The following is a 20,934-nucleotide window of genomic DNA, read 5'->3' on the forward strand; positions in this document are numbered from 1 at the left end:
TCAGCGGCGCGGCGCTTCCAGCGCCAGGCCTTCGAAACCGCGCGGCACTTCGCCGTCCACCGCATAGCGGTACAACGCGGCCGAATACACGCTGCCCAGCGCGCTCTGGTACACCGCCAGCGCCAGCAAGGCCAGCACCGTCACCGCGCCGATCAGCACCGCCAGCGCCGAGGACACCAGGCTCAGCACATAGGCCAGGCCGAAACCGGCCGCGCCCAGCGCCAGCATCGCCACGAAGCAGGCCAGGCCGATGCCGGCCATGCCGGCCGCGCTCTCGCCCCAGGTGCGCTTGAACATCGCCACGCTGCGCTTGAGCGCGTCCATCGGCCCGACGTTCTCCGCGACCAGCACCGGCACGACCAGGAAGGTCGCCATCGTCCACGCCGCGCCGAGCGCGCCGCCGATCAGGCGCACGATGAAGTTGTTGTCGCGATCCTTGAGCGCCTTGAGGATCATGCCGACGGTGGCGGCGATGGCCGCGTAGCCGGCGATCGCACCGATGCGCGAACGCGCCGCGTTGAAACCGTCAGCGACGGTGGGATTGCCGCCTTCCAGCCGGATCATCGCCGCGCTGACCAGCGCGCAGTTGCAGAAGATGATCACGAAGTACTGGCAGAAATAAAACGCGAACGCGAACGCCAGCGAGCCGGCGCTGTAACCGTCGGCGAACAGCTTGAAGGCCACCGCCGGGATCATGAAGGTGGCCAGCACCACCAGCACGCAGATCGCCGACACCACCGGGAATATCAACAGCTCCCGGTCCGAATTGAGCACCGAGGCGCTGGCCTTGGCCAACTCCCAGCTGCGGGAAATCTTCTCGAACATCGCCTGCCCCCAGGTCATAAGATCGGGGCATCGTCAAACCTGTGACGGGAATTCGCAAGAGGGTGTGATGTTGGGCGGGGGTTGGGCGCGGCGATCGAAGCCAAGAGCATCGGGGCTGAAGCCCCTCCCACAAAGGCATTCCCGAGCCGAGCGCGAAGCCCCGAAGTCTTTTGTGGGAGGGGCTTCAGCCCCGAAGTCTTTTGTGGGAGGGGCTTCAGCCCCGATGCTTTCCGCTCAGATCGCCGCCGCCCTCAGCGACCGCGCTCGATACACACCCCGACCCCGCGCGCATTGCGGATCGCGCCGGGCTTGCTGAGCTTGAGCCGCACCCGGGCGACCTTGAACTCATCGAGCACGATCGCGGCGACGCGCTCGGCCAGGGTTTCGACCAGGCCGAACTCGGACTGCGCCACGAACCCGGTGATGCGCTCGCACACCGCCGCGTAATCGAGGGTGTCGCCGATCGCGTCGCTGGCGGCGGGCACGCGGTTGTCGAAGGTCATTTCAAGATCGAACACCAGCGGCTGGCGGATGCGCCGCTCCCAGTCGTAGATGCCGATCACGGCTTCGATTTCGAGGCCTTCGATGAAGACGTGGTCCATGGGGGCGGGATTCGGCATGAGGGATTGGCCGTGCGATGCGTAAGAAGTGAAAAACATGCTACCCGCGACGCCGGATTCCGTCGCCGCCGCGAGGTCTTTTGTAGGAGGGGCTTCAGCCCCGATGCCTTTCGCTCAAATCGCCGCGGGGCTTGGCTCCGTGCAAGTGCTTCCAGCACGGAGAAAAAAGCATCGGGGCTGAAGCCCCTCCTACAAAAGCCTTCGCGGCAACGATTAGACCGGATCGAGCAAGGCCATATCCCACCGCGGCGTCACCCGCACCGACGCATCGGCATGCTGCCCCGCCTGCAGGCGCAGCGCGCCAGCGTAGGCGATCATCGCGCCGTTGTCGGTGCAGAACATCGGCCGCGGAAACGCCACCCGGCCGCCGCGCTTTTGCGTCATCGCGGCGAGCTTGGCGCGCAGGCGCGTGTTCGCGCCGACGCCGCCGGCGACCACCAGGGTCTTGCAGCCGGAGGCTTCCAGCGCGCGTTCGCACTTGATCGCCAGCGTGTCCACCACCGCGTCCTCGAAGGCGCGGGCGATGTCGGCGCGGGTCTGATCGGTCTTGTCGCTGTTCTGCCAGGCCAGCAGCACCTGGGTCTTGAGGCCGCTGAAACTGAAATCCAGGCCGGGCCGGTCGGTCATCGGCCGGGCGAACTTGTAGCGGCCCGGGGTGCCCAGCTCAGCCTGCGCCGCCAGTTGCGGGCCACCGGGGTACGGCAGGCCCATCAGCTTGGCGGTCTTGTCGAAGGCCTCGCCGGCGGCGTCGTCCAGGGTCTCGCCGAGCAGGCGGTACTGGCCGATCCGGTCCACCGCGACCAGTTGGGTATGCCCGCCGGACACCAGCAGGGCCACGAACGGCGGCTCGGGCCGGCCCAGCGGGTCGTCTTCCATCAGCGGCGCCAGCAGATGGCCTTCCATGTGGTGCACGCCGACCGCCGGCACTTCCAGCGCCCAGGCCAGCGCGCGCGCGACCCCGGCGCCGACCAGCAGCGCGCCGACCAGGCCCGGGCCGGCCGTGTAGGCCACCCCGTCGATGTCGTGGGTGCCCAGGCCGGCTTCGGCCAGGGTCTGGCGGATCAGCGGCAGCAGCTTGCGCACGTGGTCGCGGCTGGCCAGCTCGGGCACCACCCCGCCGTATTCGGCGTGCAGGGCGATCTGGCTGTAGAGCGCATGGGCGCGCAAACCGGCGTCGGTGTCGTACACCGCCACCCCGGTCTCGTCGCAGCTGGTTTCGATGCCCAAAACCTTCATGGGCGGGCCTTTCGGGCTGCATCGGCCGCCGGTTTCTGGGAGAATGTCGCGTTCATGGAGGTGTATGTTGCACCTTCCGCACGAGCATCGCTATAATGCGCGGCTCTCCCGGTCTGCCGGGCCGGTCCCCGTTAACGAGATTACGTATGCCCAGCGTCAAAGTCCGCGAAAACGAGCCTTTCGAATTTGCCCTGCGCCGTTTCAAGCGCACCTGCGAGAAGGCCGGCGTCCTGGCCGAAACCCGCAAGCGCGAGTTCTATGAAAAGCCGACGCAGGAACGCAAGCGCAAGGCCGCCGCTGCGGTGAAGCGTCAGGCGCGCCGCGCCTCGCGCGACGTCACCAAGCGTCAGCGCCTGTACTGATCGCGCGTTCCGCGTCCGCCAGGCCTAACCTGCCGGCTGTCGCGGAACCACCATCAAGCCGGCCGCGCCTCGGGCGCTGCCGGCTTTTTGCGTTTGCGCTTTAGCCGGGAATCGTGAATGGAGAATCGGGAATCGTGAATGCCCGCTTCACCCAGCGCCGCTCCCAACCCGCAGTGCGATCGCTCTAACGATTCCCGATTCCCCACTCCCCATTCCCGTCAAAAAGCCATGAGCCTCAAGCAACGCCTCACCGAAGACATGAAGGCCGCGATGAAGAGCGGCGACAAGCAGACCCTGGGCGTGATCCGCCTGATGAACGCGGCGCTCAAGCAGAAGGAAGTCGATGAGCGCATCGAACTCGACGACGCCGCGGTGATCGCGATCCTCGACAAGATGGTCAAGCAGCGCCGCGACTCGGTCAGCCAGTACGAAGCGGCCGCGCGCGAGGATCTGGCCCAGATCGAGCGCGACGAAATCGTCGTGATCGAGCGCTATATCCCGGCCAAGATGGGCGAGGCCGAGATCCTGGCCGTGATCGAGCAGGCCATCGCCGAAGTCGGAGCGACCGGCCCGGCCGATCTGGGCAAGCTGATGGGCCCGCTCAAGGCCAAGCTGGCCGGCAAGGCCGACATGGGCCAGGTGTCGGCGCTGACCAAGAAGCGTCTGGCCGGCTGAGTCCGGCCCGGTCCGCCGGCGGATGCGGCGGACCTCGTTATTCCCCGGCGCCGCCTGGCGGCGTCCGGGTTCATCGCCCGCAAGGGCCGCACGACCGGAGGTGCTCCATGAAACGCCGCAATCCCAACGCCGTCTGCTTTCAGGCCGCTGCCTGATCCACTGATCGAAACGACCGACGCCGGGCTCCAGGCCGCTGCCGCGGACACGCCCGAAGCCGTCGATACCGTCGCGCCCGATCCCTCCGATTTCGACCTCGCGCCCTTCCAGGCCGCGCCCGCGCTCGAACTCACCCGTAAACGCCGCAAGGGCTACCCGTCCGAAACCCGCGTCAAACGCGGCCGGCGGCTGGTCCATGGCGACAAGGAACTGGTCGAGAAGCTGGGCCGCAACGATCCATGCCCCTGCCGCTCCGCGCGGAGGTTCAAGGAACTGCTGTCTGCGCGTCGGCCGCCATGACGGTTCGCTGCGCGATGACTACTTTTAGGAACTGATCGCGCGCAATCGTCGATACCCGCGATCGCGCCGCCACGGCGCGATCGCCGCAAAAGCCGGGCATGTCCCGGCTTTTGCGTATCCGACGGGCCGATCGCGCGTCCCGATCACGCATTTGTGCACACATCGCCGACGCATCGCTAACCCGATTTGCGGATACTGAACGCGTCACCCCCGCGACGACGCTCGTACCGCATGCCTTCGAATCCGGATTCCCTGCCCGCGCATCACGACGCTTCACGCCCCGATCCGCCGGCGCCGGACACTGATCGCGCGGGTTCGGGCGCGTCCGAATTCGCCCACGACGCGATGCAGCGCATCCACGCCCTGCAGGCCCGCCTGGAGCAGAGCTGGCCGGGCAAGTTCGCGCAGCGCTTCGTCGATTACGACATCCTGGCGCTGGCCGCGGCGCTGTCGTTCTACACCCTGCTGTCGCTGGCGCCGCTGATCTTGATGGTGCTGTGGCTGACCACCGCGCTCTATCCGTCCGCGCAGGAGGAGTTCTTCCGCCAGATCGGGCTGCTGGCCGGCAGCCAGGTCGAAAGCACGGCGCGGTTGATCGTGGCCAATGCCGAGAACCGCCCGGGCACCGGCTCGTTCGCCGCGCTGCTGGGCACCATCGCGCTGCTGGTCGGCGCCTCGGCCGTGTTCGGGCAATTGCAGGCCGCGCTCAACCGCGTGTTCCGCAGCGACGCCAAGCGCCTGGGCGGGTTGATGGTGTGGCTGCGCAAGCGCCTGCTGTCGTTCGGCATGGTGATCAGCGTCGGCTTCCTGCTGGTGGTGTCGATGGCGGTGCAGGCGGCGCTGCAGCTGTTGATCGCCTATGTGCCCGACCTGCTGCCGGTGTTCGCGGCGGTGGCGTCGTTCGTGCTCTATGCGCTGGTGTTCGCGGCGATGTACCGCTGGCTGCCGGACCGTCCGGTCAGCCGGGGTCGCGCGTTGTTCGGCGGCGCGCTGACCTCCGCGATGTTCATGCTCGGCCGCAGCGCGATCGGGCTGTATCTGGGCCAGGCCAGCCTGGGCACGGCGTATGGGCCGGCCGGCGGCCTGGTGATCATGTTGGTGTGGATGTACTACTGCGCGGTGGTGTTCCTGGTCGGGGCGTTGATCACGGCGATGCTCGACGAGCATGCGCGGGTGCGGCGGCGTTTGGCGCAGGAGCGTAGTGCGGCGGGGTTGGAGGGGTAACTTCGGCTGGGGGCAAATCCCCCGCGCCGGGGGTTTGCGCGACACCAATCTGGCGCCGGGCGCCGCCCCCTTTTGCAAAGGGGGCACCGGTTCTCGCGCCTCTCCAAACGCTGCGCTTCCACCTACCGAGTTCCCCCCCCTTTGAAAAAGGGGGGCCAGGGGGGATTTGCTCTTAGGCCCCAATCGCGGCCGATCCACCCCGCCTCATGGCATCCTAGTCGCCGATCCGCAACGAGTTTCGCGCCGCCCCTCGCAGGCGGCCACCGGCATGGCCCGCATCCCCGACGGCTTCATCGACGACCTCCTCGCCCGCACCGACATCGTCGAGGTGATCGGCGCGCGCGTGCCGTTGAAACGCCAGGGCAAGGAATACTCGGCGCGCTGCCCGTTCCACGACGAGCGCTCGCCCTCGTTCACGGTCTCGCCGACCAAGCAGTTCTATCACTGCTTCGGCTGCGGCGCGCACGGCACCGCGATCAGCTTCCTGATGAACTACGAGCGCCTCGAGTTCCTCGACGCGGTCGATGAGCTGGCCAAGCGCGTCGGCGTGGAAGTCCCGCGCGACACCCGCGCGCGCAACGAAAACTCCGAGACCTCGGACCTGTACGTCGCGGTCGAAGCCGCTCAGCGCTTCTTTCTCAAGCAATACGCCATCAGCGGCAAGGCCCAGGGCTATCTGGACAGCCGCGGCGTCAGCATCGACATCCGCGACCGCTTCGGCATCGGCTACGCCCCCGACGGCTTCAACGGCCTGCGCGATGCGCTGGGCACCGACGATCGGCGCATGAAACTGCTCGAACGCGCCGGCCTGTTCTCCAAGAACGACAGCGGCCGCGTTTACGACAAATTCCGCGACCGGGTCATGTTCCCGATCCACGACCGCCGCGGCCGCGTCATCGCCTTCGGCGGCCGCGTGCTCGACAAGGAAGACGGGCCGAAATACCTCAACTCGCCGGAAACCCCGCTGTTCCACAAAGGCCGCGAACTCTACGGCCTGTGGCAGGTGCGCCAGGCCCACAACAAGATTCCGAAGCTGATCGTGGTCGAGGGCTACATGGACGTGGTCGCGCTGTTCCAGCACGGCGTGGACACGGCGGTGGCGACGCTGGGCACGGCGACCACGCCCGATCACGCCGAGCTGTTGTTCCGCAACGCCGCCGACGTCTATTTCTGTTTCGACGGCGACCGCGCCGGCCGCGGCGCGGCGTGGAAGGCGGTCGAGTCGGTGCTGCCGCGCATGAAGGACGGCCGCCAGGCCTTCTTCCTGTTCCTGCCCGACGGCGAAGACCCCGATTCGCTGGTGCGCAGCGAAGGCGCGGAAGGGTTCGACCGCCGCCTGCGCGAGGCCACGCCGCTGTCGCAGTTCCTGTTCGACTCGCTCGCCGCCGATGTCAACTTGAACACGCTCGAAGGCAAAGGCCGGCTGGCCGAACGCGCCAAACCGCTGCTGGCGCAGATTCCCGACGGCGCCTTCGGCGACCTGATGAAGCAGCGCCTGACCGAGCTGACCGGCGTCGGCGCGCGCGCGTCCTCGCCGGACACGCACGTGCCGACGCAGCGCGCGCACTCGGGCTCGCGTCCGGCGCCGACGCCCAAGCGCTCGCTGGTGCGCAGCGCGATCAGCGTGTTGCTGCAAAAGCCCTCGCTCGCCGCGGCGCTGCAACCGCCCTACCGTTTCGCCGCCTTGCGCCAGCCCGGCATCGAGCTGCTGATCGAAATCGTCGAGGTGGTGCAGCAGCGGCCGGAAATAAGCACCGGCGCGTTGCTGGAACATTTCGCCGAACACGAACAATCCACCGCCCTGCAGAAACTCGCCAGCCAGACCTTGCCCGGCGGTGAGGAAACGCTGCAGCGCGAATTCCTGGACGCGATCGGCCAACTCGAAACCCAGACCGTGGTGCAACGCCTGGACGAGTTGCAGGCGCAGCAACGCGAAGTCGGGCTCGATGACGCCGGCAAGCGTGAACTGCTGACCTTGCTGCAGGCGCGGCTGAGCTCTCCTCGCGCGCCGACTTGAAGCGGCGATATGCGGGCGCTTTGATTTTTCTGTCCCCGCGATTCGGAAAATCTTCGCCCGCTTGCGGCAATTCACCGAAACTGCGCCGACACCCGCGCGCGGTCGCAGACAACCTGCATTCGGGCCACTAGCGTGCACTCCATGCACGGTGCCGCGGCGATCGCCGCCGCGGACCGATCCGACGAGGAGCGCACGCATGGACGTAAAGGAAGCCACCCGGACCATTCAAAACAAACTCGACGACAGCGGCTTTCTCGACGACGTCACCCACGCCGAACTGCGCGACATCAACGGCGTCTTCCGCGATTTGTCGGGGCAGGATGCGCGTCAGGTCTACGACGGACTCAAAGCCGACGGCAAGCTCGACAAGTGGGTCGAGGAAATGAACAGCGGCGGATGGTTCGGCACCGGCGGATTGTCGGCGGGCGAGAAGACCGATTTGTTCAATATGCTGGCGGGAAAGCTGAGCGGCGCGCAATTGGCGGATTTTTCTGGGCATTTGGGCTTCGAAGACGTGATCGCCCTGGGCAAGGCCGTGGCCTCGCACGCCGACGCCAACACCGCCGTGGACTACGTCAAGGCGATGGCGCCGCAAACCACCGCCCACCCGGCGGCGCGCAACGACAGTTCCGCCGGCCGTGGCAGCCTGGGCGCGGAAAACCCGGCGGCGCGCGCGGTCGGCGAGGTACTGGCAAGCATGCCGCCGGCCGCGTTCGGCGCGGCGATCGACGGACTCAAGAGCGACCAGTTGGCCGCGGTGATGAAGACCGCTGCTGGCGTGACGATCAGCTCGCCGGCTCTCAATTACAGCTCCAATGGCGTGCCCTCCGGCGTGGCCATCGACTACGATCCGCGCCTGCTGACCCGCATCCTCGACAACGCCGCCAAGAGCGGCGACTCATCGGCACAAGCCAAGACGTTCCAGGCTGCGTCCGGACAGCTCAAGACGATGCGTGAGAACGTGAGCTTTCCATCGACTTATGTCGATCAGGGCAACGACCTGCGCGCGGTCACCGATGCGATGACCGGCCTGCTGAAGAAGAATCCCTCCGGCATCATGTCCGAACTGGAAAGCAAGCTCGATCGCTACGGCAACAGCCTGATCCCATACACCAGCGAGATGGTTGCGCAGGATCGCGGGCTGGATCTGCGCGAGATCATCGAAGGCCTGAAGACCGGCCCGGTCGCGGGCACGAATTCGGCCGATTACATCGCCGAGCCGGTCGCCGACTCGAGAAACGCCCTCTACTATCCCCATGCGCAGACGCTCGGCTATTTCGTTGGCGCCATCGAGGTCGGCATGAACGAGGAAGCCACCAACACCAAGGCCAAGGGCGATTTGCTGAAGAACGTGTTCGGCACCACCGCCGGCGCGCTCGGAGCGGCGAATCCAGCCGCCGGCGCATTCGGCGCCGCGGCCAACGGTGTCTACGTCGTCGCCGACGATGCGCTGGCCGCGGATATCGCCAGCGGTCAGAAGAACGCGCGCGATGAGCTGCGCGACCGGGCCTATCCGCGCGAAAAGAACAATGCTCCGTACGAGGGCGCGGCGGAAAAGGAATACGACACGGCCGCCAGCCGGGTCGTCAACGCTCATCGCGATTGAAGCGCATATCGGCCGGACCCGCACGCGATCGCGCGCGGGTCCGGTTGGGCATCTACCTGCACTCCCTCAGCCCCACACCTCGCCCATCACCCGGGCGAAATTGCCGCCCAGCACCTTGCCGATGCGCGCATCGCTGTGTCCGCGCTGCGACAACAGCGCGGCGATGATCTCGAAGCGGCGCGGCGTATTGAGGTCGGGAACGAACAGATACACGGTCTCGCTTTCGCCCGGCGCGGAAATGCCCAGCGTGCGGCGTTCGCGGATCGACTCGGCATGCAGTCGCTTGTATTTCTCGGTGAGCTTGACCGGCGAGACGGTGTTGTCGGTGCCGATGCCGACATGGTCCTCGCCGCAGACCTGCAGCGCGTGTTCGATATGCCGCACCACGTCGGCCGCCATCGGCTGGCCGCTCTCGCGCAGGAACGGCATCAGGTAGATGCCGACCACGCCGCCGCCCTGGGCGACCGCGCGCATTTCCGCGTCGGTCTTGTTGCGCGGACGCTCGACCAGCGCCGCGCAGCCGGTGTGGCTGATCAACACCGGCGCTTTCGAGGCGGCGATCGCCTCGGTCGCGGTGCGGCGGCCGCTGTGGGCCAGATCGACCAGCACGCGGCGTTGGTTGAGGCGCTCGATCAGGCTGTGGCCGAACTTGCTCAGGCCGGCGTCGCCGGCCTCCATGCAGCCGTCGCCAGCCAGATTGCGCACGTTGTAGGTCAGCTGCACCGTGCGCAGGCCCATGCGCTGGAAATCGTCGATGCGTTCGAGTTTTTCCCCGATCGGCGCGCTGTCCTGGAACTGATAGACCATGCCGATCTTGTTCTCGCGCCGCGCGCGCTCCAGGTCGGCGCCGGTGCGCACCGCCATGAACACGTCCGGATGCAGGACGATTTCGTTTTCCCAATAGGCGATGTCGCGCATCGCCGCCTCGTAGGCGCCTTCGTACTGCGCGACCGGGCCGACCGTGGTCTGCAGCACGCGCAGGCCGCTGACGCGCGCGTCTTCGACCAGCGCCTTGGACAGCGCTTCACCGGGTTGCGCGTCCTCGCTGCCGATGAAGCCGCAGCCATCGACCACCATCGCCTGCGCATACGGCGGCCATTGCGACGGCGGCGCGGCCGCGCGCAGCGGTGCGGCCCAGCCGCCGGCCAGCGCGCCGGCGCCGGCCAGCGCGCCTTGAATCAGGAACCTCCTTCGGTCGAGCATCGATATCTCCCTGGATGAAACCGTTGCGCCGCAGCGGTCGCGCGGCGCGGCCGCGATCGCGGCGCACTGAATGCAGTCAACGCACTCTAAGCCCCGCAGCGGCCTTGCGAAGCCGTGACTTTCGGGGGGGATCGGCGCGCACCGCGCGCGCTAAGCTCAGGGTCCGTGCGCCGGCGCTGCGGCCGGACGCGATCACCGCACCCTGGGGAGACGACGATGTCGCTGCGCCACGTCCTGACTTTCACCGCGCTGGCGCTGGCTTGCGCCGGCACCGCTCACGCCCGCGACGCCGCCCAGCCCGGCGGCGAGGTCGTCCGCCAGGAACAAGGCAACCGGGTCAGCGAGAACCTCCCGACCATTCCGGCCGAGCTGCTGGAACGCCTCAACCGCTACCAGAACACCCGCGGCGCGAGCTTCGGCGGCTGGACCCACGACGGCTGCCTGCTGATCGGCACCCGCTTCGCCGAAACCGCGCAGGCCCATCGCGTCTGCCAGCCGCTGGGCATGCGCGAGCAGCTCACCTTCTATCCCGAACCGGTCAACAACCTGACCGTGGCGCCGGCGCCGGCCAACGGTTTCGTGTTCGGCAAGGACGTGGGCGGCAACGAGTTCTGGCAACTGCATTACTTCGATCTGGCCACGCGCCAGGTCAGCCTGCTCACCGACGGCAAGGCGCGCAACCAGAATCCGCTGTTCTCGCACGACGGCAAGCAGTTCGCCTACAGCAGCACCGCGCGCAACGGCCGCGACATCGACGTGTGGGTGATGGACTCCGCCACGCGCAAGGCGCGCGCGGTGGTCACCGACGGCGGCACCTGGAGCGCGCAGGATTTCTCGCCCGACGGCAAGCAGTTGCTGGTGATCAAGTTCGTCTCGGCCGGCGAGTCGTATCCGGGCCTGGTCGATCTGGACAGCGGCAAGCTGACCTTGTTCCCGGTCGATGGCGGCAAGGCCTCGATCAGCGATTTCCGTTTCTCCCGCGACGGCCGCGCGGTGTATTTCGTCTCCGACGAACCGGTGGACGGCAAGCCGCAGGAGTTCCGCACCTTGCGCCGGCACGAGCCGTCTACCGGCAAGTTCGAAGTGCTGAGCGCGAACATTCCCTGGGATGTGGACCAGCTGGCGCTGGCCGAAGACGGCAAGCATCTGTTGTTCGTCAGCAACGAAGACGGCGTGGGCAAGCTGCACGTGCTGTCGCTGCCGCAACACAAGGAGATCAAGCTGCCGGCGTTGCCGGTCGGGGTGATCGGCCGCGCCGATTTCTCGCCCGACGGCAAGCGCATCGCGCTGGCGATCAACACCGCGACCTCGCCCAGCGATCTGTACGTGATCGATCTGGCCTCCGCGAAGCTGGCGCGCTGGACCCGCAGCGAAGTCGGCGGGCTGGATTCGACCCGCTTCGTCACCCCGAGCCTGATCCGCTATCCGACCTTCGACACCGTGGACGGCGGCGTGCGGCGCACGATTCCGGCGTTCTACTACAAGCCGGCGCAAGTGCCGGCCGGCAAGAAGCTGCCGGTGGTGATCAATATCCACGGCGGCCCGGAAGGCCAGTCGCAGCCCAGCTTCAACGCCACCGCGCAGTTCCTGGCCAACGAACTCGGCGTGGCGATGCTGGTGCCGAACGTGCGCGGCTCATCGGGTTACGGCCGCACGTACCTGAGCCTGGACAACGCGGAAAAGCGCGAGGATTCGGTCAAGGACATCGGCGCGCTGCTCGACTGGGTGGGCCAGCAGCCAGAGCTGGATGCAAAGCGGGTCGGCGTGTACGGCGGCAGTTACGGCGGCTACATGGTGCTGGCGTCGCTGACCCATTACAGCGACCGCATCCGCGCCGGCGTCGATGTGGTCGGCATTTCCGACTTCACCACCTTCCTCAACAACACCGAAAGCTATCGCCGCGATCTGCGCCGCGCCGAGTACGGCGATGAGCGCATTCCGGAAATGAAGGCGGTGTTCGACCGGATTTCGCCGTTGAAGAACGCCGGCAAGATCGCCTCGCCCTTGTTCGTGGCGCAGGGCAAGAACGATCCGCGCGTGCCGTACACCGAGGCCGAGCAGATCGTGAAGGCGGTGCGGGCGAACGGGCAGCCGGTCTGGTTCCTGATGTTCAACGACGAGGGGCATGGGTTCCAGAAGAAGGCCAATACCGATTATTTCGGTGCGGCGATGATGGAGTTCTGGCAGCGGCATTTGATGGGTGGGGAGTGAGGTTCGCGGCGGCTGGTTAAAAGCAAATCCCCCCTAGCCCCCCTTTTTCAAAGGGGGGAACCGGTCTGGGAGGTGTGTCGGACCGTGAGTCTTCACCGCCGACGAAAATCGGCGCCCACTTTGGAAAAGGGGGCGAGCGCCCGATGCGCTTGGAAGCCGAAACGAACCCACAGCGCGGGGGATTTGCGCGCAACCGCAACAACCGCGCGAAACTTCCGCGATCAGTCGATCTGGCCGATACCGTCCGCCGTCCCGATCACTGAGGTAACCCACGATCACCCGACGCGCGCCCTGGCGATCCGAGTCGAACACGGTGAATCCCGGCACCACCGCCAGATGGGGCCAACCCTATCCGCCCCCGACGAAGTCATTGAACCGTCACGGATTACTGGGGTTTTCCCCAATGGGTAGGCGTGCCGATTCTGGATACTTTGAGTGCCTGCTTCGCATCGATCAGGCACACCCATGACCGACCCGATCTCCGCCGGCCTCGCCCCGCCCCTGCCGCCGCCGCTGGAGCCCGTTCAGCCGGTGCCGACGCCGCGGACGTTGCAGCAAGCCGCGCCGCCGCAGGCACGCGCGCAGGTCGATGGCCTGACGCCGCCGCAGCTCGATGCGCTGCGCGAGCAGGTCGACGCGCTGCCGCTGGCCGAGCGCCAGACGCTGGCCAACGATCTGGCCGGCAAGCTCGACGCGCCGCAGCTGCGCAAGCTGGAAGCCGCGTTCGGCCAGGACACCATCGCCGACGCGGTGGACCGGCGCAGCGGCGCGGACGTGCGCGAGGCCTATGCGGCGCTGCCGCGCGAGGGCGGGCTGATCGACGGCGTGGTCGATACCGTCAAAGGTTGGCTGGGCCTGGGCGAATCCGAATCCGCCGACACCCACGAGATCTCCGCGACGGTGACCAACCCCGACAGCGGGGAGATCAACGACGCGACCTGGACCGTGGACGAGCAGGGCCGGCCGGTGCATGCCGAGGGCACCTTGCGCACCGTGTTCAGCAAGATCGAGCGCAGCGACGCGGAAACCCAGGCGCAACGCACCGCCGCCGACCGCGGCGTGGAAGGCGACCAGGGCGGGCACGTGTTCGGCCATCGCTTCGTCACCGACCAGGGCCTGAAGAACCTGTTCCCGCAGAACGGCAACTTCAACATGGGCGCGTACAAAACCCTCGAAAACGAGTGGGCCGCCTGGGTCGATAAAGGCATGGACGTGCGCATCGACATCGATCTGACCCCGCGCGAGGTCGATCGACCGGACCGGGTTCGCATTTCCTATGACGTGATCGACCCGGCCGACGGCAGCAGGGTTTACGATCAGCGCGTGACGTTCGAAAACCGCGCTGGCCAGCATTACGACCGGGTCGATGGCCCGCAGATGGACGAGTTGATCGCGGCCGACTCCTAACCGACACGCCCTTAAGGCAGGACATGAACAGAGACGAATTGCTCGGCGAAATCGCGCGTTTGATCGTGGTCGATCCCAAGGCCGGCGAACGCCCCTGGGACGGCTATTCGCTGATCGCCTGGTACGGCGAAGGCATCAGCCGCCTCAACGGCTTCCGCTACGACAAAGGCCAGCCGGGCGAACCGCTGACGCCGGCGAGCGTGGAGATCGAGAACCGCCTGGAAGAGCTGCGCCGCGTCACCCATACCAAGGACAAGGCGCCGTGGCGGGTGTGCATCGTGCGCATCAACCGCGAGGCGGCGGAAGTGGCGATCGATTTCGAATACGAGGAACCGGGCAAGTGGTATGTCACGCCCGACAGCGCGGCCGACATTGCCGAGCGGGTACGGCCAATTTAAAAGGTGCAATGCCACTCAATCCACCGAAGCGAAGAACTTCGGTGGTTTTTCCGCCTGATGCGCAGAGGCTGACGAGCTTCGGTGGTTTTGCCGCCTGATACGCAGAGGCTGACGACCTTCGGTGGCTTTACCGCCTGATGTGCGCAGGCTGACGACCTTCGATGGTTTTGCCGCCTGATATGCGCAGGCTTCGGACGCGACGCTTGCGTACCTGACTTCGGTTGACCCCCGCCCTGCAGCCATCCTCCAAGCCTGCAAAGCGATCCAATACACTCCCGCGCCCGGCACCCTCACGCCCGCCCCAAACTCGCCGCCACGTTCCGCCATGGACCGGGCCGCGCGCGCCGGCCAGAATGAGGCTCAGGCCCGCATCGCCGCGCGCTCACTCACCACCGCCGCGGCCCTGCGCCCTTCCCTGTTTGCGAGGCGCCGATCGATGTCGTGGCTCAAACGTTTGCGCGTGGACGGTTTCACCCTGGCCCTGCTGGGCGCGGTCGCCCTGGCCTGGTGGTTTCCGCTGCAGGGCGCGGCGGCACGCGGGCTGGACGACTTCACCAACATCGCCATCGCCGCGCTGTTCTTCCTGCACGGCGCGCGGCTGTCGCGCGAGGCCATCGTGGCCGGCGCCCTGCACTGGCGTTTGCACCTGGTGATTTTCGCCAGCACCTTCATCCTGTTTCCGCTGCTGGGCCTGGCGCTGAAGCCGTTGTCGGGCCATTGGCTGACGCCTGAGCTGTATCTGGGTTTGCTGTTCCTGTGCACGCTGCCATCGACCGTGCAGTCCTCGATCGCGTTCACCTCGATGGCAGGCGGCAACGTCCCGGCGGCGGTGTGCAGCGCGTCGGCGTCGAGTTTGCTCGGCGTGTTCCTGACCCCGCTGCTGATGAGCGCGCTGGCCGGCTCGCACGGGGCGATGGCGAATCCGGGCGAGGCGATCGGCAAGATCATGCTGCAGCTGCTGGTGCCCTTCGTCGCCGGCCATCTGCTGCGGCGCTGGGTCGGCGGCTGGGTCGAACGCCAGCGCGCGGTGCTGCGTTACACCGACCAGGGCACGGTGCTGCTGGTCGTGTACACCGCGTTCGCCGCCTCGGTCAGCAGCGGCCTGTGGCAGAGCACGCCGGTGCAGGCGTTGTATGTGGTGATCGGCGTTTGCGCGCTGCTATTGGCGGTGGTGATGGTGGCGACGACGTTCGCCGCGCGCCGGCTCGGGTTTTCGCGCGAGGACGAAATCGCGATCGTGTTCTGCGGTTCGAAGAAGAGCCTGGCCACGGGCGTGCCGATGGCGAAGATTCTGTTCGCGAGCAGCGCGCTGGGGGCGATCGTGTTGCCGGTGATGATTTTCCATCAGATTCAGTTGATCGTTTGCGCGAGCATTGCCAGGCGGTATGCGCAGCGCGCGACCACGGCGCCTGCGCTGGAAGAAGCCGCGGACTAACCCGCCCACCAATCCCAACCCGAAGGATTCCCCCCTTTGAAAAAGGGGGGCCAGGGGGGATTTGCTTTTGCTCTGCGCTTCGCGCCAAAAGCAAATCCCCCGCGCTACGGCTCTTCACTTCGAAACGAAACTTGCGCCGGGCGCTCGCCCCCTTTTTCAAAGGGGGCAAATTTACGCGTGAAGATCAAAGGCAGCCCTCACCGCGCGTCCTTCACCACCTCGCCGCCCTTGATCACCACCGGCACCGATTCAAGCAACTTCACATCCGCGGTCGGATCCCCCGCCACCGCGATCAAATCGCCCCATCGCCCTTTCTCGACGATACCCACATCGCTCCGCCCCAACGCCTCGGCCGCATTCGAAGTCGCGCTCTGGATCGCCTGCGCCGCGCTCATCCCGTAACGCGTCATCACCGCGAACTGCCGGCCGTTGAGGCCATGCGGATACACGCCCGAGTCGGTGCCGTAAACCATCTTCACCCCGGCGGCATGCGCGCGACGAAAGTTCTCGCGCTGAATATCGGCGACCTCGCGATCCTTGCGCAGATTGTCTTCGAGCACGCCGTTCTTCTTGCCCTCGGCCTGGGTGTAATCGGTGTTGTAGATATCCATCGACAACCAGGTGCCGTGCTGCTTGGCCAGACGAATGCCTTCATCGTCGATCAGGCTGGCGTGCTCGATGGTGTCGATGCCGGCGCGGATCGCGTCGCGGATGCCGCTGGCGCCGTGCGCGTGCGCGGCCACGCGCAGGCCCCACTGATGCGCTTCCTCGGCGATCGCCTTCATTTCCTCATAGCTCAGCTGCTGCTGGCCCGGTTCGGTATTGCGCGAGAACACGCCGCCGGTCGCGCAGATCTTGATCACCGTCGCGCCGTACTTGCGCAGCTCACGCACGCGCTGGCGGCCCTGCTCGGGCGTGTCGGCGTTGTACGGGCTCTTCTGCGCCATCGACGGCGGGAAGAAGGTCGAGTCGCAATGGCCGCCGGTGGCGCCGAAGGCGTAGCCGGCGCCGACGATGCGCGGGCCAGGGAGTTCGCCTTCGTCGATAGCCTGGCGCAGGCCGATGTCGTTCCAGGCGTCGGAGCCGACGTTGCGGATGGTGGTGAAGCCGGCGTCCAGCGTCTGCCGCGCGTGCTTCACCGCGAGCATCGACCAGAAGCGGTCGCCGAACTGCAGATAGGTGTAGCCGCCGTAATGGGGATCGGAGTCGATATGCGTGTGCATGTCGATCAAGCCCGGCAGCAAAGTCATGCCGGGCAGATCCAGGCGCTTGGCCGCGGCCGGCGCGGCGTCGCCGACGCGGCCGACTTCGACGATGCGGCCGTCGCGGATCAGCACCTGCGGGCGATCGATGAGTTTGCCGCTGCGCGAATCGAACAGCTTGGCGGCGGTGACCACCAGTTCGCGCGGCGGCGCGGCCTGCGCGTCTTGCGCCTGCGCCGCGAACGCGCTCGCCAGCGGCAGGAGCGCCGCGACGAAATGAAGGATCGGTTTCCTCATCGACAGCCACTCCCCGGATTTTTGGACGACGGTGCCCGGCGCCGTTGCGGCGCGGGCGATCAACGCATCGGCAGCAGTTCGAACGCCGCCGCCGGCTGCAGCGCAGACAGCAGCCAGTGGTCGATCATCAGAAAAGCGAACAACGCCATCAAGTAGACGATCGAGTAGTTGAAAACCCGCATCGCATAGAGTTCATCCGGCGGGTCCATCAGCTTCCAGGCGTAGTAGAGGAACACCGCGCCCAGCACCAGCGCGCCGCCCAGGTAGAACAGGCCGCTCATGCCCACCGCCCACGGCAGCACGGTCACCGCGACCAGCAGCACGGTGTAGAACAGGATCTGCCAGCGCGTGTATTGCACGCCGTGGGTGACCGGCAGCATCGGCACCATCGCGCGGGCGTAGTCGGCGCGGCGGAAGATCGCCAGCGCCCAGAAATGCGGCGGCGTCCACACGAAGATGATCAGCACCAGCAGCAGCGCATGCGCCCAGTCCCATTCGCCCTGCATGCCGGTGACCGCGGCCCAGCCCAGCAGCGGCGGCGCGGCGCCGGCGACGCCGCCGATGACGATGTTCTGCGGCGTGGCGCGCTTGAGGAAGACGGTGTAGATCACCGCGTAGCCGATCAGCGAAGCGAAAGTCAGCACCGCGGTGACGATGTTGACCCACAGCACCAGGATCAGCATCGAGGCCGCGGCCAGGATCAGCGCGAACACCAGCGCCTGCGTCGGCGTGACTTGGCCGGCGACGATCGGCCGCCACGAGGTGCGCGCCATCTTCGCGTCGATGCGCGAATCCAGCAGCTGGTTGATCGCCGCCGCCGAAGAGGCGGCCAGCCAGATGCCGAGGAAACCCAGGATCGCCTCGCGCGCCGGCGGCCAGCCCGGCACGGCCATGAACATGCCGACGATCGCGGTGAACACGATCAGCGCGACCACGCGCGGCTTGGTCAGCGCCCAGTACTGTCTGGCGGTGGGACGGCTGGGTGCGTTCATCACGGCTCCGGTGTGCGCAGGCGCGCGAGCAGGGACACCAGCGCGAACAGCAGCAGCGCGGCGCCGCCGTTATGCGCGACGGCGACCGCCAGCGGCAGGCTCAGCTTGACGTTGGCGATGCCCAGGCCCACTTGCAACAAGGTCAGCGCACCCAGCAGCGTGGCCCAGCCGCGCATGCCCGGCGTGCGCAGCAGCTTGACCGTCAGGCCCAGCAGATAGACGAAAACCACGCCGGCCATGACGCGATGGGCGAGCTGGATCGCGATGCGCGCCTCGCCGTCGAGAATGCCGCCTTCGTAGTCCACGCCGATGCCGCGCCAGAGCACGAAGGCTTCGCCGAAGTCGTGACGCGGCCACCACTGGCCGACGCAGGTCGGGAAATCGTTGCCGCAGGCCAGCGCGGCGTAGTTGGCGCTGGTCCAGCCGCCGAGCGCGATCTGCACGCCGAGCACGGCGATGCCGAACATGATCAGGCGGCGCACGCTGGCTGCTTCGGCGAGCCGGATCGGCTGGTCGGTGGCGCGCCAAGCGGTCCACACCAGCAGTGAGAACGTCAGTAGGCCGCCGAGCAGATGGCCCATCACCACGATCGGCTTGAGCAGCCAGGTCACCGTCCACATGCCCAGCAGGGCCTGGAAGATGATCACCGCCAGGGTCAGCGCGGACACCCGCGACAGATCGGTATTGCTCCAGCGCGCGGCGGCGGCCAGCAGGATGCCTTCGCCGAGGATCGCCAAGGCCGAGGCGGCGACGTGCTGGCCCTTCATGTACAGCGGGATCGCGATCGCCACCACCAGCGCGGCCGCGGCGATCTGCGCCATGCCCTTGCCGCGCCGGCGCGCCGACACCAGCGCCAGGGTCAGCACCAGCACGCCCAGCAAGCCGGCGATCATGCGATGGAATTGTTCGCGCCAGGCCTTGTGCACTTCCACCGGACGGATCGCGGTGGCGGCATGGTCGGTGATCTCGTGCGCGGTGGTCGGCCACGCCGCGCGGCCGTAGCAGGTCGGCCAGTCCGGACAGCTCAGGCCGGCGTTGGACAGGCGCACGAAGGCGCCGAACACGATCACGCACAGCGCCAGCGCGACGGCCAGCCACGCGATGCGGTGGAAATTCTTGTACAGGCCCGAGGCGTTCAGGCCGGTCATGCTGGTTACGCTCATTCGAAAACTCTTTCCTGCTCGATGCCTGCGATCCGGCGACGGCGCCGCCGCGCCGGCCCGCCGATCACATCAGTTTCAGCAGCTTGGCGAGGTCCGCGCGCAGGCCGCCCGGATCGAAGCCGGGAGGGTAGCGCAGAATCACGAAGCCGTTCGGGTCGATCACATACACCGGCAGCCCGGCCGGGTCGTCCACCCGCGGCAGGCGGGCGAGCAGTTCGGGCGAGCGCTCCAGCACGCGCAGCGAGGCCGGACGCGCCGCGCCGGCCGGCGGTTCGCCCAGCCACAGCACCTCGACATGGTCCGCGTCCTTGCCGAACAGCTGCCAGACCGTGTCCAGCTGCCGCGACAATCGGACGCACAGGCGGGCGCAGCCGGGCTGCGGCGCGACCAGAATGCGCCAGACCCGCGCCTGCGGGTTCCAAGCATACGGCGCGCCATCGGCTCCGCGCAGTTGCAGCGCGCGCAGGTCGGGCTTGGGATCGAGCAGCTCGCCGTGCTGGCGGGTCACCGCCGGATGGTGATCGGTGAAGCGCATGATTCCGGCGATCAGCATCGGCACGAAGAAGAACGCTGCGATCAGGACCAACACCAAACGATTACGGTTGCGCTGCCGATTAGACTCGGAGTCCAACGCAGAACCCGCAGAAGCGGCGCCAGGCTCCCGAGGAGCAGCGTCGGAATTCCGAAGAGCGCCGCCGGACTTCCGGGAAGCGGCGCCGGACTCGCGAGGAGCGCCACCAGGGCCCGAAGCGCCGGCACCGGAGTTGGAAGTATCGGGATCGGTCATGGGCGGTCTGACTCGTTGCGGGGCCGCTTGCGGCGGAAGGTGAGGATCAGGGCGGTGACCAGCACCGCGGCGGCGAGCGCGAACCACTGCAGCGAATATCCGCGATGTTGCTGCGGCGGCAGGGTATTGGCCAGCAATTCCAGATCGCGCTCATAGCCGAGCTTGAGCGCCGGGTCCAGCCGCAGCACCCGCGGCGCCAGCGGCGCGCTCAGGCCAGTTTCGCGCGCGATCACAGCGGTATCGACCCGGGTCAGCAGCCAGCCCTCGCCTTCGCGGCCGATGCCGGCGCCCAGGGCGATGCCGGTGGACGGCGGCGCGGTCAGCAGGCCGCTGAGCGCGAGTTCGCCGTCGGGGCGGGCGATCGCCGGCAGCTTGCGGTCGCCGGCCAGCGGCAGCCAGCCCAGATCGACCAGCAGCGGCGCACCCTGGTTGGGCAGGAAGATGCGATAGGCGCGCACGCCGGCGCGACCGCCGCGCTGCTGGTTGTCCAGCAGCAGCGCGCCGCGCGGATCGAACCGGCCCAGGCCCGAGGCCCAGTCGTAGGCGTGCGCGCGCTTGGCGTCGGCGGCGATCGACAGCGGGCGGGCGATGCGTTCGCTCATCACCGCCGCGGCGGCATCCAGCATGCCCTGCTTCTCGACCGCGCGCCGCGCCTGCCACAGGCCCAGGTGCACGAACAGCGCGATCACCGCCAGCGCCAGCGCCCAGCCGAACCAGCGTCCGCCGCGGCGGCTCACGGCGCGTGGCCGCCGCAAGCGCGGGCGAACTGCGATAATCCGCGCATCGCATCCGCGCGCCCGCTGCGCGCACCCGAGGAG

General features: G+C 67.5%; 19 protein-coding genes and 1 pseudogene. 11 read left to right on the forward strand and 9 right to left on the reverse strand.

Annotated elements, in window-relative coordinates; genetic code table 11:
• Positions 1 to 843 (reverse strand): DUF6159 family protein, encoded by an 843-nt coding sequence (locus AB4Y92_RS19550; RefSeq protein WP_441821179.1) that lies wholly within the window; start codon positions 841 to 843, stop codon positions 1 to 3.
• A gap of 63 nt (positions 844 to 906) precedes the next feature.
• On the opposite strand from AB4Y92_RS19550, the pseudogene AB4Y92_RS19555 reads away from it, so the two are divergent.
• Positions 907 to 966 (forward strand): annotated as a pseudogene (locus AB4Y92_RS19555) (DUF6053 domain-containing protein); the annotation flags it as partial.
• A 110-nt stretch (positions 967 to 1,076) separates the two neighbouring features.
• Here the strand turns inward: AB4Y92_RS19555 and folB are convergent.
• Both folB and tsaD read right to left on the reverse strand, forming a co-directional pair.
• Positions 1,077 to 1,427, reverse strand: a complete 351-nt coding sequence (gene folB, locus AB4Y92_RS19560) for a dihydroneopterin aldolase (RefSeq protein WP_441821180.1) — start codon at positions 1,425 to 1,427, stop codon at positions 1,077 to 1,079.
• 231 nt (positions 1,428 to 1,658) lie between these two features.
• Positions 1,659 to 2,681: a tRNA (adenosine(37)-N6)-threonylcarbamoyltransferase complex transferase subunit TsaD gene (gene tsaD / locus AB4Y92_RS19565; protein WP_441821181.1), complete on the reverse strand. Its 1,023-nt coding sequence runs from the start codon at positions 2,679 to 2,681 to the stop codon at positions 1,659 to 1,661.
• Between the two features lie 146 nt (positions 2,682 to 2,827).
• Here tsaD and rpsU point away from each other — a divergent pair, with 146 nt between their 5' ends.
• The 6 genes from rpsU to AB4Y92_RS19595 all read left to right on the forward strand — a co-directional run bounded on the left by rpsU (position 2,828) and on the right by AB4Y92_RS19595 (position 9,021).
• Positions 2,828 to 3,043, forward strand: coding sequence for a 30S ribosomal protein S21 (gene rpsU / locus AB4Y92_RS19570; protein ID WP_031371286.1), 216 nt, complete (start codon positions 2,828 to 2,830; stop codon positions 3,041 to 3,043).
• 228 nt (positions 3,044 to 3,271) lie between these two features.
• Positions 3,272 to 3,718 (forward strand): GatB/YqeY domain-containing protein, encoded by a 447-nt coding sequence (locus tag AB4Y92_RS19575; protein ID WP_441821182.1) that lies wholly within the window; start codon positions 3,272 to 3,274, stop codon positions 3,716 to 3,718.
• A gap of 378 nt (positions 3,719 to 4,096) precedes the next feature.
• Positions 4,097 to 4,174 (forward strand): SEC-C metal-binding domain-containing protein, encoded by a 78-nt coding sequence (locus AB4Y92_RS19580; RefSeq protein WP_441821212.1) that lies wholly within the window; start codon positions 4,097 to 4,099, stop codon positions 4,172 to 4,174.
• A 345-nt stretch (positions 4,175 to 4,519) separates the two neighbouring features.
• Entirely contained in the window at positions 4,520 to 5,398 is an 879-nt protein-coding gene (locus AB4Y92_RS19585; RefSeq protein WP_441821213.1) for a YihY/virulence factor BrkB family protein, read from the forward strand.
• 268 nt (positions 5,399 to 5,666) lie between these two features.
• On the forward strand, positions 5,667 to 7,415 hold the full coding sequence (gene dnaG, locus AB4Y92_RS19590; protein ID WP_441821183.1) for a DNA primase: 1,749 nt from the start codon (positions 5,667 to 5,669) through the stop codon (positions 7,413 to 7,415).
• 196 nt (positions 7,416 to 7,611) lie between these two features.
• On the forward strand, positions 7,612 to 9,021 hold the full coding sequence (locus AB4Y92_RS19595; protein WP_441821184.1) for a hypothetical protein: 1,410 nt from the start codon (positions 7,612 to 7,614) through the stop codon (positions 9,019 to 9,021).
• A 66-nt stretch (positions 9,022 to 9,087) separates the two neighbouring features.
• Here the strand turns inward: AB4Y92_RS19595 and AB4Y92_RS19600 are convergent, their stop codons facing one another.
• Entirely contained in the window at positions 9,088 to 10,224 is a 1,137-nt protein-coding gene (locus tag AB4Y92_RS19600; RefSeq protein ID WP_441821185.1) for a dipeptidase, read from the reverse strand.
• A gap of 216 nt (positions 10,225 to 10,440) precedes the next feature.
• Here AB4Y92_RS19600 and AB4Y92_RS19605 point away from each other — a divergent pair, with 216 nt between their 5' ends.
• The 4 genes from AB4Y92_RS19605 to AB4Y92_RS19620 all read left to right on the forward strand — a co-directional run bounded on the left by AB4Y92_RS19605 (position 10,441) and on the right by AB4Y92_RS19620 (position 15,675).
• Positions 10,441 to 12,435, forward strand: a complete 1,995-nt coding sequence (locus tag AB4Y92_RS19605; protein WP_441821186.1) for a S9 family peptidase — start codon at positions 10,441 to 10,443, stop codon at positions 12,433 to 12,435.
• 465 nt (positions 12,436 to 12,900) lie between these two features.
• The gene (locus tag AB4Y92_RS19610; RefSeq protein WP_441821187.1) at positions 12,901 to 13,842 is read left to right on the forward strand and encodes a DNA/RNA non-specific endonuclease; all 942 of its coding nucleotides are present in this window, start codon (positions 12,901 to 12,903) and stop codon (positions 13,840 to 13,842) included.
• A gap of 23 nt (positions 13,843 to 13,865) precedes the next feature.
• A complete protein-coding gene (locus AB4Y92_RS19615; RefSeq protein WP_441821188.1) occupies positions 13,866 to 14,240 on the forward strand; it encodes a hypothetical protein in 375 nt (124 codons plus the stop codon).
• Between the two features lie 436 nt (positions 14,241 to 14,676).
• A complete protein-coding gene (locus AB4Y92_RS19620; protein WP_441821189.1) occupies positions 14,677 to 15,675 on the forward strand; it encodes a bile acid:sodium symporter family protein in 999 nt (332 codons plus the stop codon).
• A 197-nt stretch (positions 15,676 to 15,872) separates the two neighbouring features.
• Here AB4Y92_RS19620 and AB4Y92_RS19625 read toward each other — a convergent pair whose 3' ends face one another.
• The 5 genes from AB4Y92_RS19625 to AB4Y92_RS19645 form a co-directional block, all read right to left on the reverse strand.
• Positions 15,873 to 17,174 carry a Xaa-Pro dipeptidase gene (locus tag AB4Y92_RS19625; RefSeq protein ID WP_441821190.1) on the reverse strand — a complete coding sequence of 434 codons (1,302 nt, stop codon included), beginning with the start codon at positions 17,172 to 17,174 and terminating at the stop codon, positions 15,873 to 15,875.
• Between the two features lie 59 nt (positions 17,175 to 17,233).
• Positions 17,234 to 18,166, reverse strand: a complete 933-nt coding sequence (locus tag AB4Y92_RS19630) for a heme o synthase (protein ID WP_441821191.1) — start codon at positions 18,164 to 18,166, stop codon at positions 17,234 to 17,236.
• On the reverse strand, positions 18,166 to 19,314 hold the full coding sequence (locus AB4Y92_RS19635) for a COX15/CtaA family protein (RefSeq protein ID WP_441821214.1): 1,149 nt from the start codon (positions 19,312 to 19,314) through the stop codon (positions 18,166 to 18,168). Before AB4Y92_RS19635 ends, AB4Y92_RS19630 begins: the two co-directional genes overlap by 1 nt.
• Before the next feature lie 79 nt (positions 19,315 to 19,393).
• Positions 19,394 to 19,882 (reverse strand): hypothetical protein, encoded by a 489-nt coding sequence (locus tag AB4Y92_RS19640; RefSeq protein ID WP_386794030.1) that lies wholly within the window; start codon positions 19,880 to 19,882, stop codon positions 19,394 to 19,396.
• Positions 19,883 to 20,112: 230 nt separating this feature from the next.
• Positions 20,113 to 20,853 carry an SURF1 family protein gene (locus tag AB4Y92_RS19645; RefSeq protein WP_441821192.1) on the reverse strand — a complete coding sequence of 247 codons (741 nt, stop codon included), beginning with the start codon at positions 20,851 to 20,853 and terminating at the stop codon, positions 20,113 to 20,115.
• Positions 20,854 to 20,934 lie beyond the last annotated feature (81 nt).

It is taken from the genome of Lysobacter sp. TAB13 (genome assembly GCF_052113885.1).
Classification (GTDB): domain Bacteria; phylum Pseudomonadota; class Gammaproteobacteria; order Xanthomonadales; family Xanthomonadaceae; genus Lysobacter; species Lysobacter gummosus.

What these genes read in the sequence shown, in the direction of transcription:
- AB4Y92_RS19550 (WP_441821179.1), bottom strand. Translation starts at nt 843, where the DNA reads ATGACCTGGGGGCAGGCGATGTTCGAGAAGATTTCCCGCAGCTGGGAG.
- folB (WP_441821180.1), bottom strand. Translation starts at nt 1,427, where the DNA reads ATGGACCACGTCTTCATCGAAGGCCTCGAAATCGAAGCCGTGATCGGC.
- tsaD (WP_441821181.1), bottom strand. Translation starts at nt 2,681, where the DNA reads ATGAAGGTTTTGGGCATCGAAACCAGCTGCGACGAGACCGGGGTGGCG.
- rpsU (WP_031371286.1), top strand. Translation starts at nt 2,828, where the DNA reads ATGCCCAGCGTCAAAGTCCGCGAAAACGAGCCTTTCGAATTTGCCCTG.
- AB4Y92_RS19575 (WP_441821182.1), top strand. Translation starts at nt 3,272, where the DNA reads ATGAGCCTCAAGCAACGCCTCACCGAAGACATGAAGGCCGCGATGAAG.
- AB4Y92_RS19585 (WP_441821213.1), top strand. Translation starts at nt 4,520, where the DNA reads ATGCAGCGCATCCACGCCCTGCAGGCCCGCCTGGAGCAGAGCTGGCCG.
- dnaG (WP_441821183.1), top strand. Translation starts at nt 5,667, where the DNA reads ATGGCCCGCATCCCCGACGGCTTCATCGACGACCTCCTCGCCCGCACC.
- AB4Y92_RS19595 (WP_441821184.1), top strand. Translation starts at nt 7,612, where the DNA reads ATGGACGTAAAGGAAGCCACCCGGACCATTCAAAACAAACTCGACGAC.
- AB4Y92_RS19600 (WP_441821185.1), bottom strand. Translation starts at nt 10,224, where the DNA reads ATGCTCGACCGAAGGAGGTTCCTGATTCAAGGCGCGCTGGCCGGCGCC.
- AB4Y92_RS19605 (WP_441821186.1), top strand. Translation starts at nt 10,441, where the DNA reads ATGTCGCTGCGCCACGTCCTGACTTTCACCGCGCTGGCGCTGGCTTGC.
- AB4Y92_RS19610 (WP_441821187.1), top strand. Translation starts at nt 12,901, where the DNA reads ATGACCGACCCGATCTCCGCCGGCCTCGCCCCGCCCCTGCCGCCGCCG.
- AB4Y92_RS19615 (WP_441821188.1), top strand. Translation starts at nt 13,866, where the DNA reads ATGAACAGAGACGAATTGCTCGGCGAAATCGCGCGTTTGATCGTGGTC.
- AB4Y92_RS19620 (WP_441821189.1), top strand. Translation starts at nt 14,677, where the DNA reads ATGTCGTGGCTCAAACGTTTGCGCGTGGACGGTTTCACCCTGGCCCTG.
- AB4Y92_RS19625 (WP_441821190.1), bottom strand. Translation starts at nt 17,174, where the DNA reads ATGAGGAAACCGATCCTTCATTTCGTCGCGGCGCTCCTGCCGCTGGCG.
- AB4Y92_RS19630 (WP_441821191.1), bottom strand. Translation starts at nt 18,166, where the DNA reads ATGAACGCACCCAGCCGTCCCACCGCCAGACAGTACTGGGCGCTGACC.
- AB4Y92_RS19635 (WP_441821214.1), bottom strand. Translation starts at nt 19,314, where the DNA reads ATGACCGGCCTGAACGCCTCGGGCCTGTACAAGAATTTCCACCGCATC.
- AB4Y92_RS19640 (WP_386794030.1), bottom strand. Translation starts at nt 19,882, where the DNA reads ATGCTGATCGCCGGAATCATGCGCTTCACCGATCACCATCCGGCGGTG.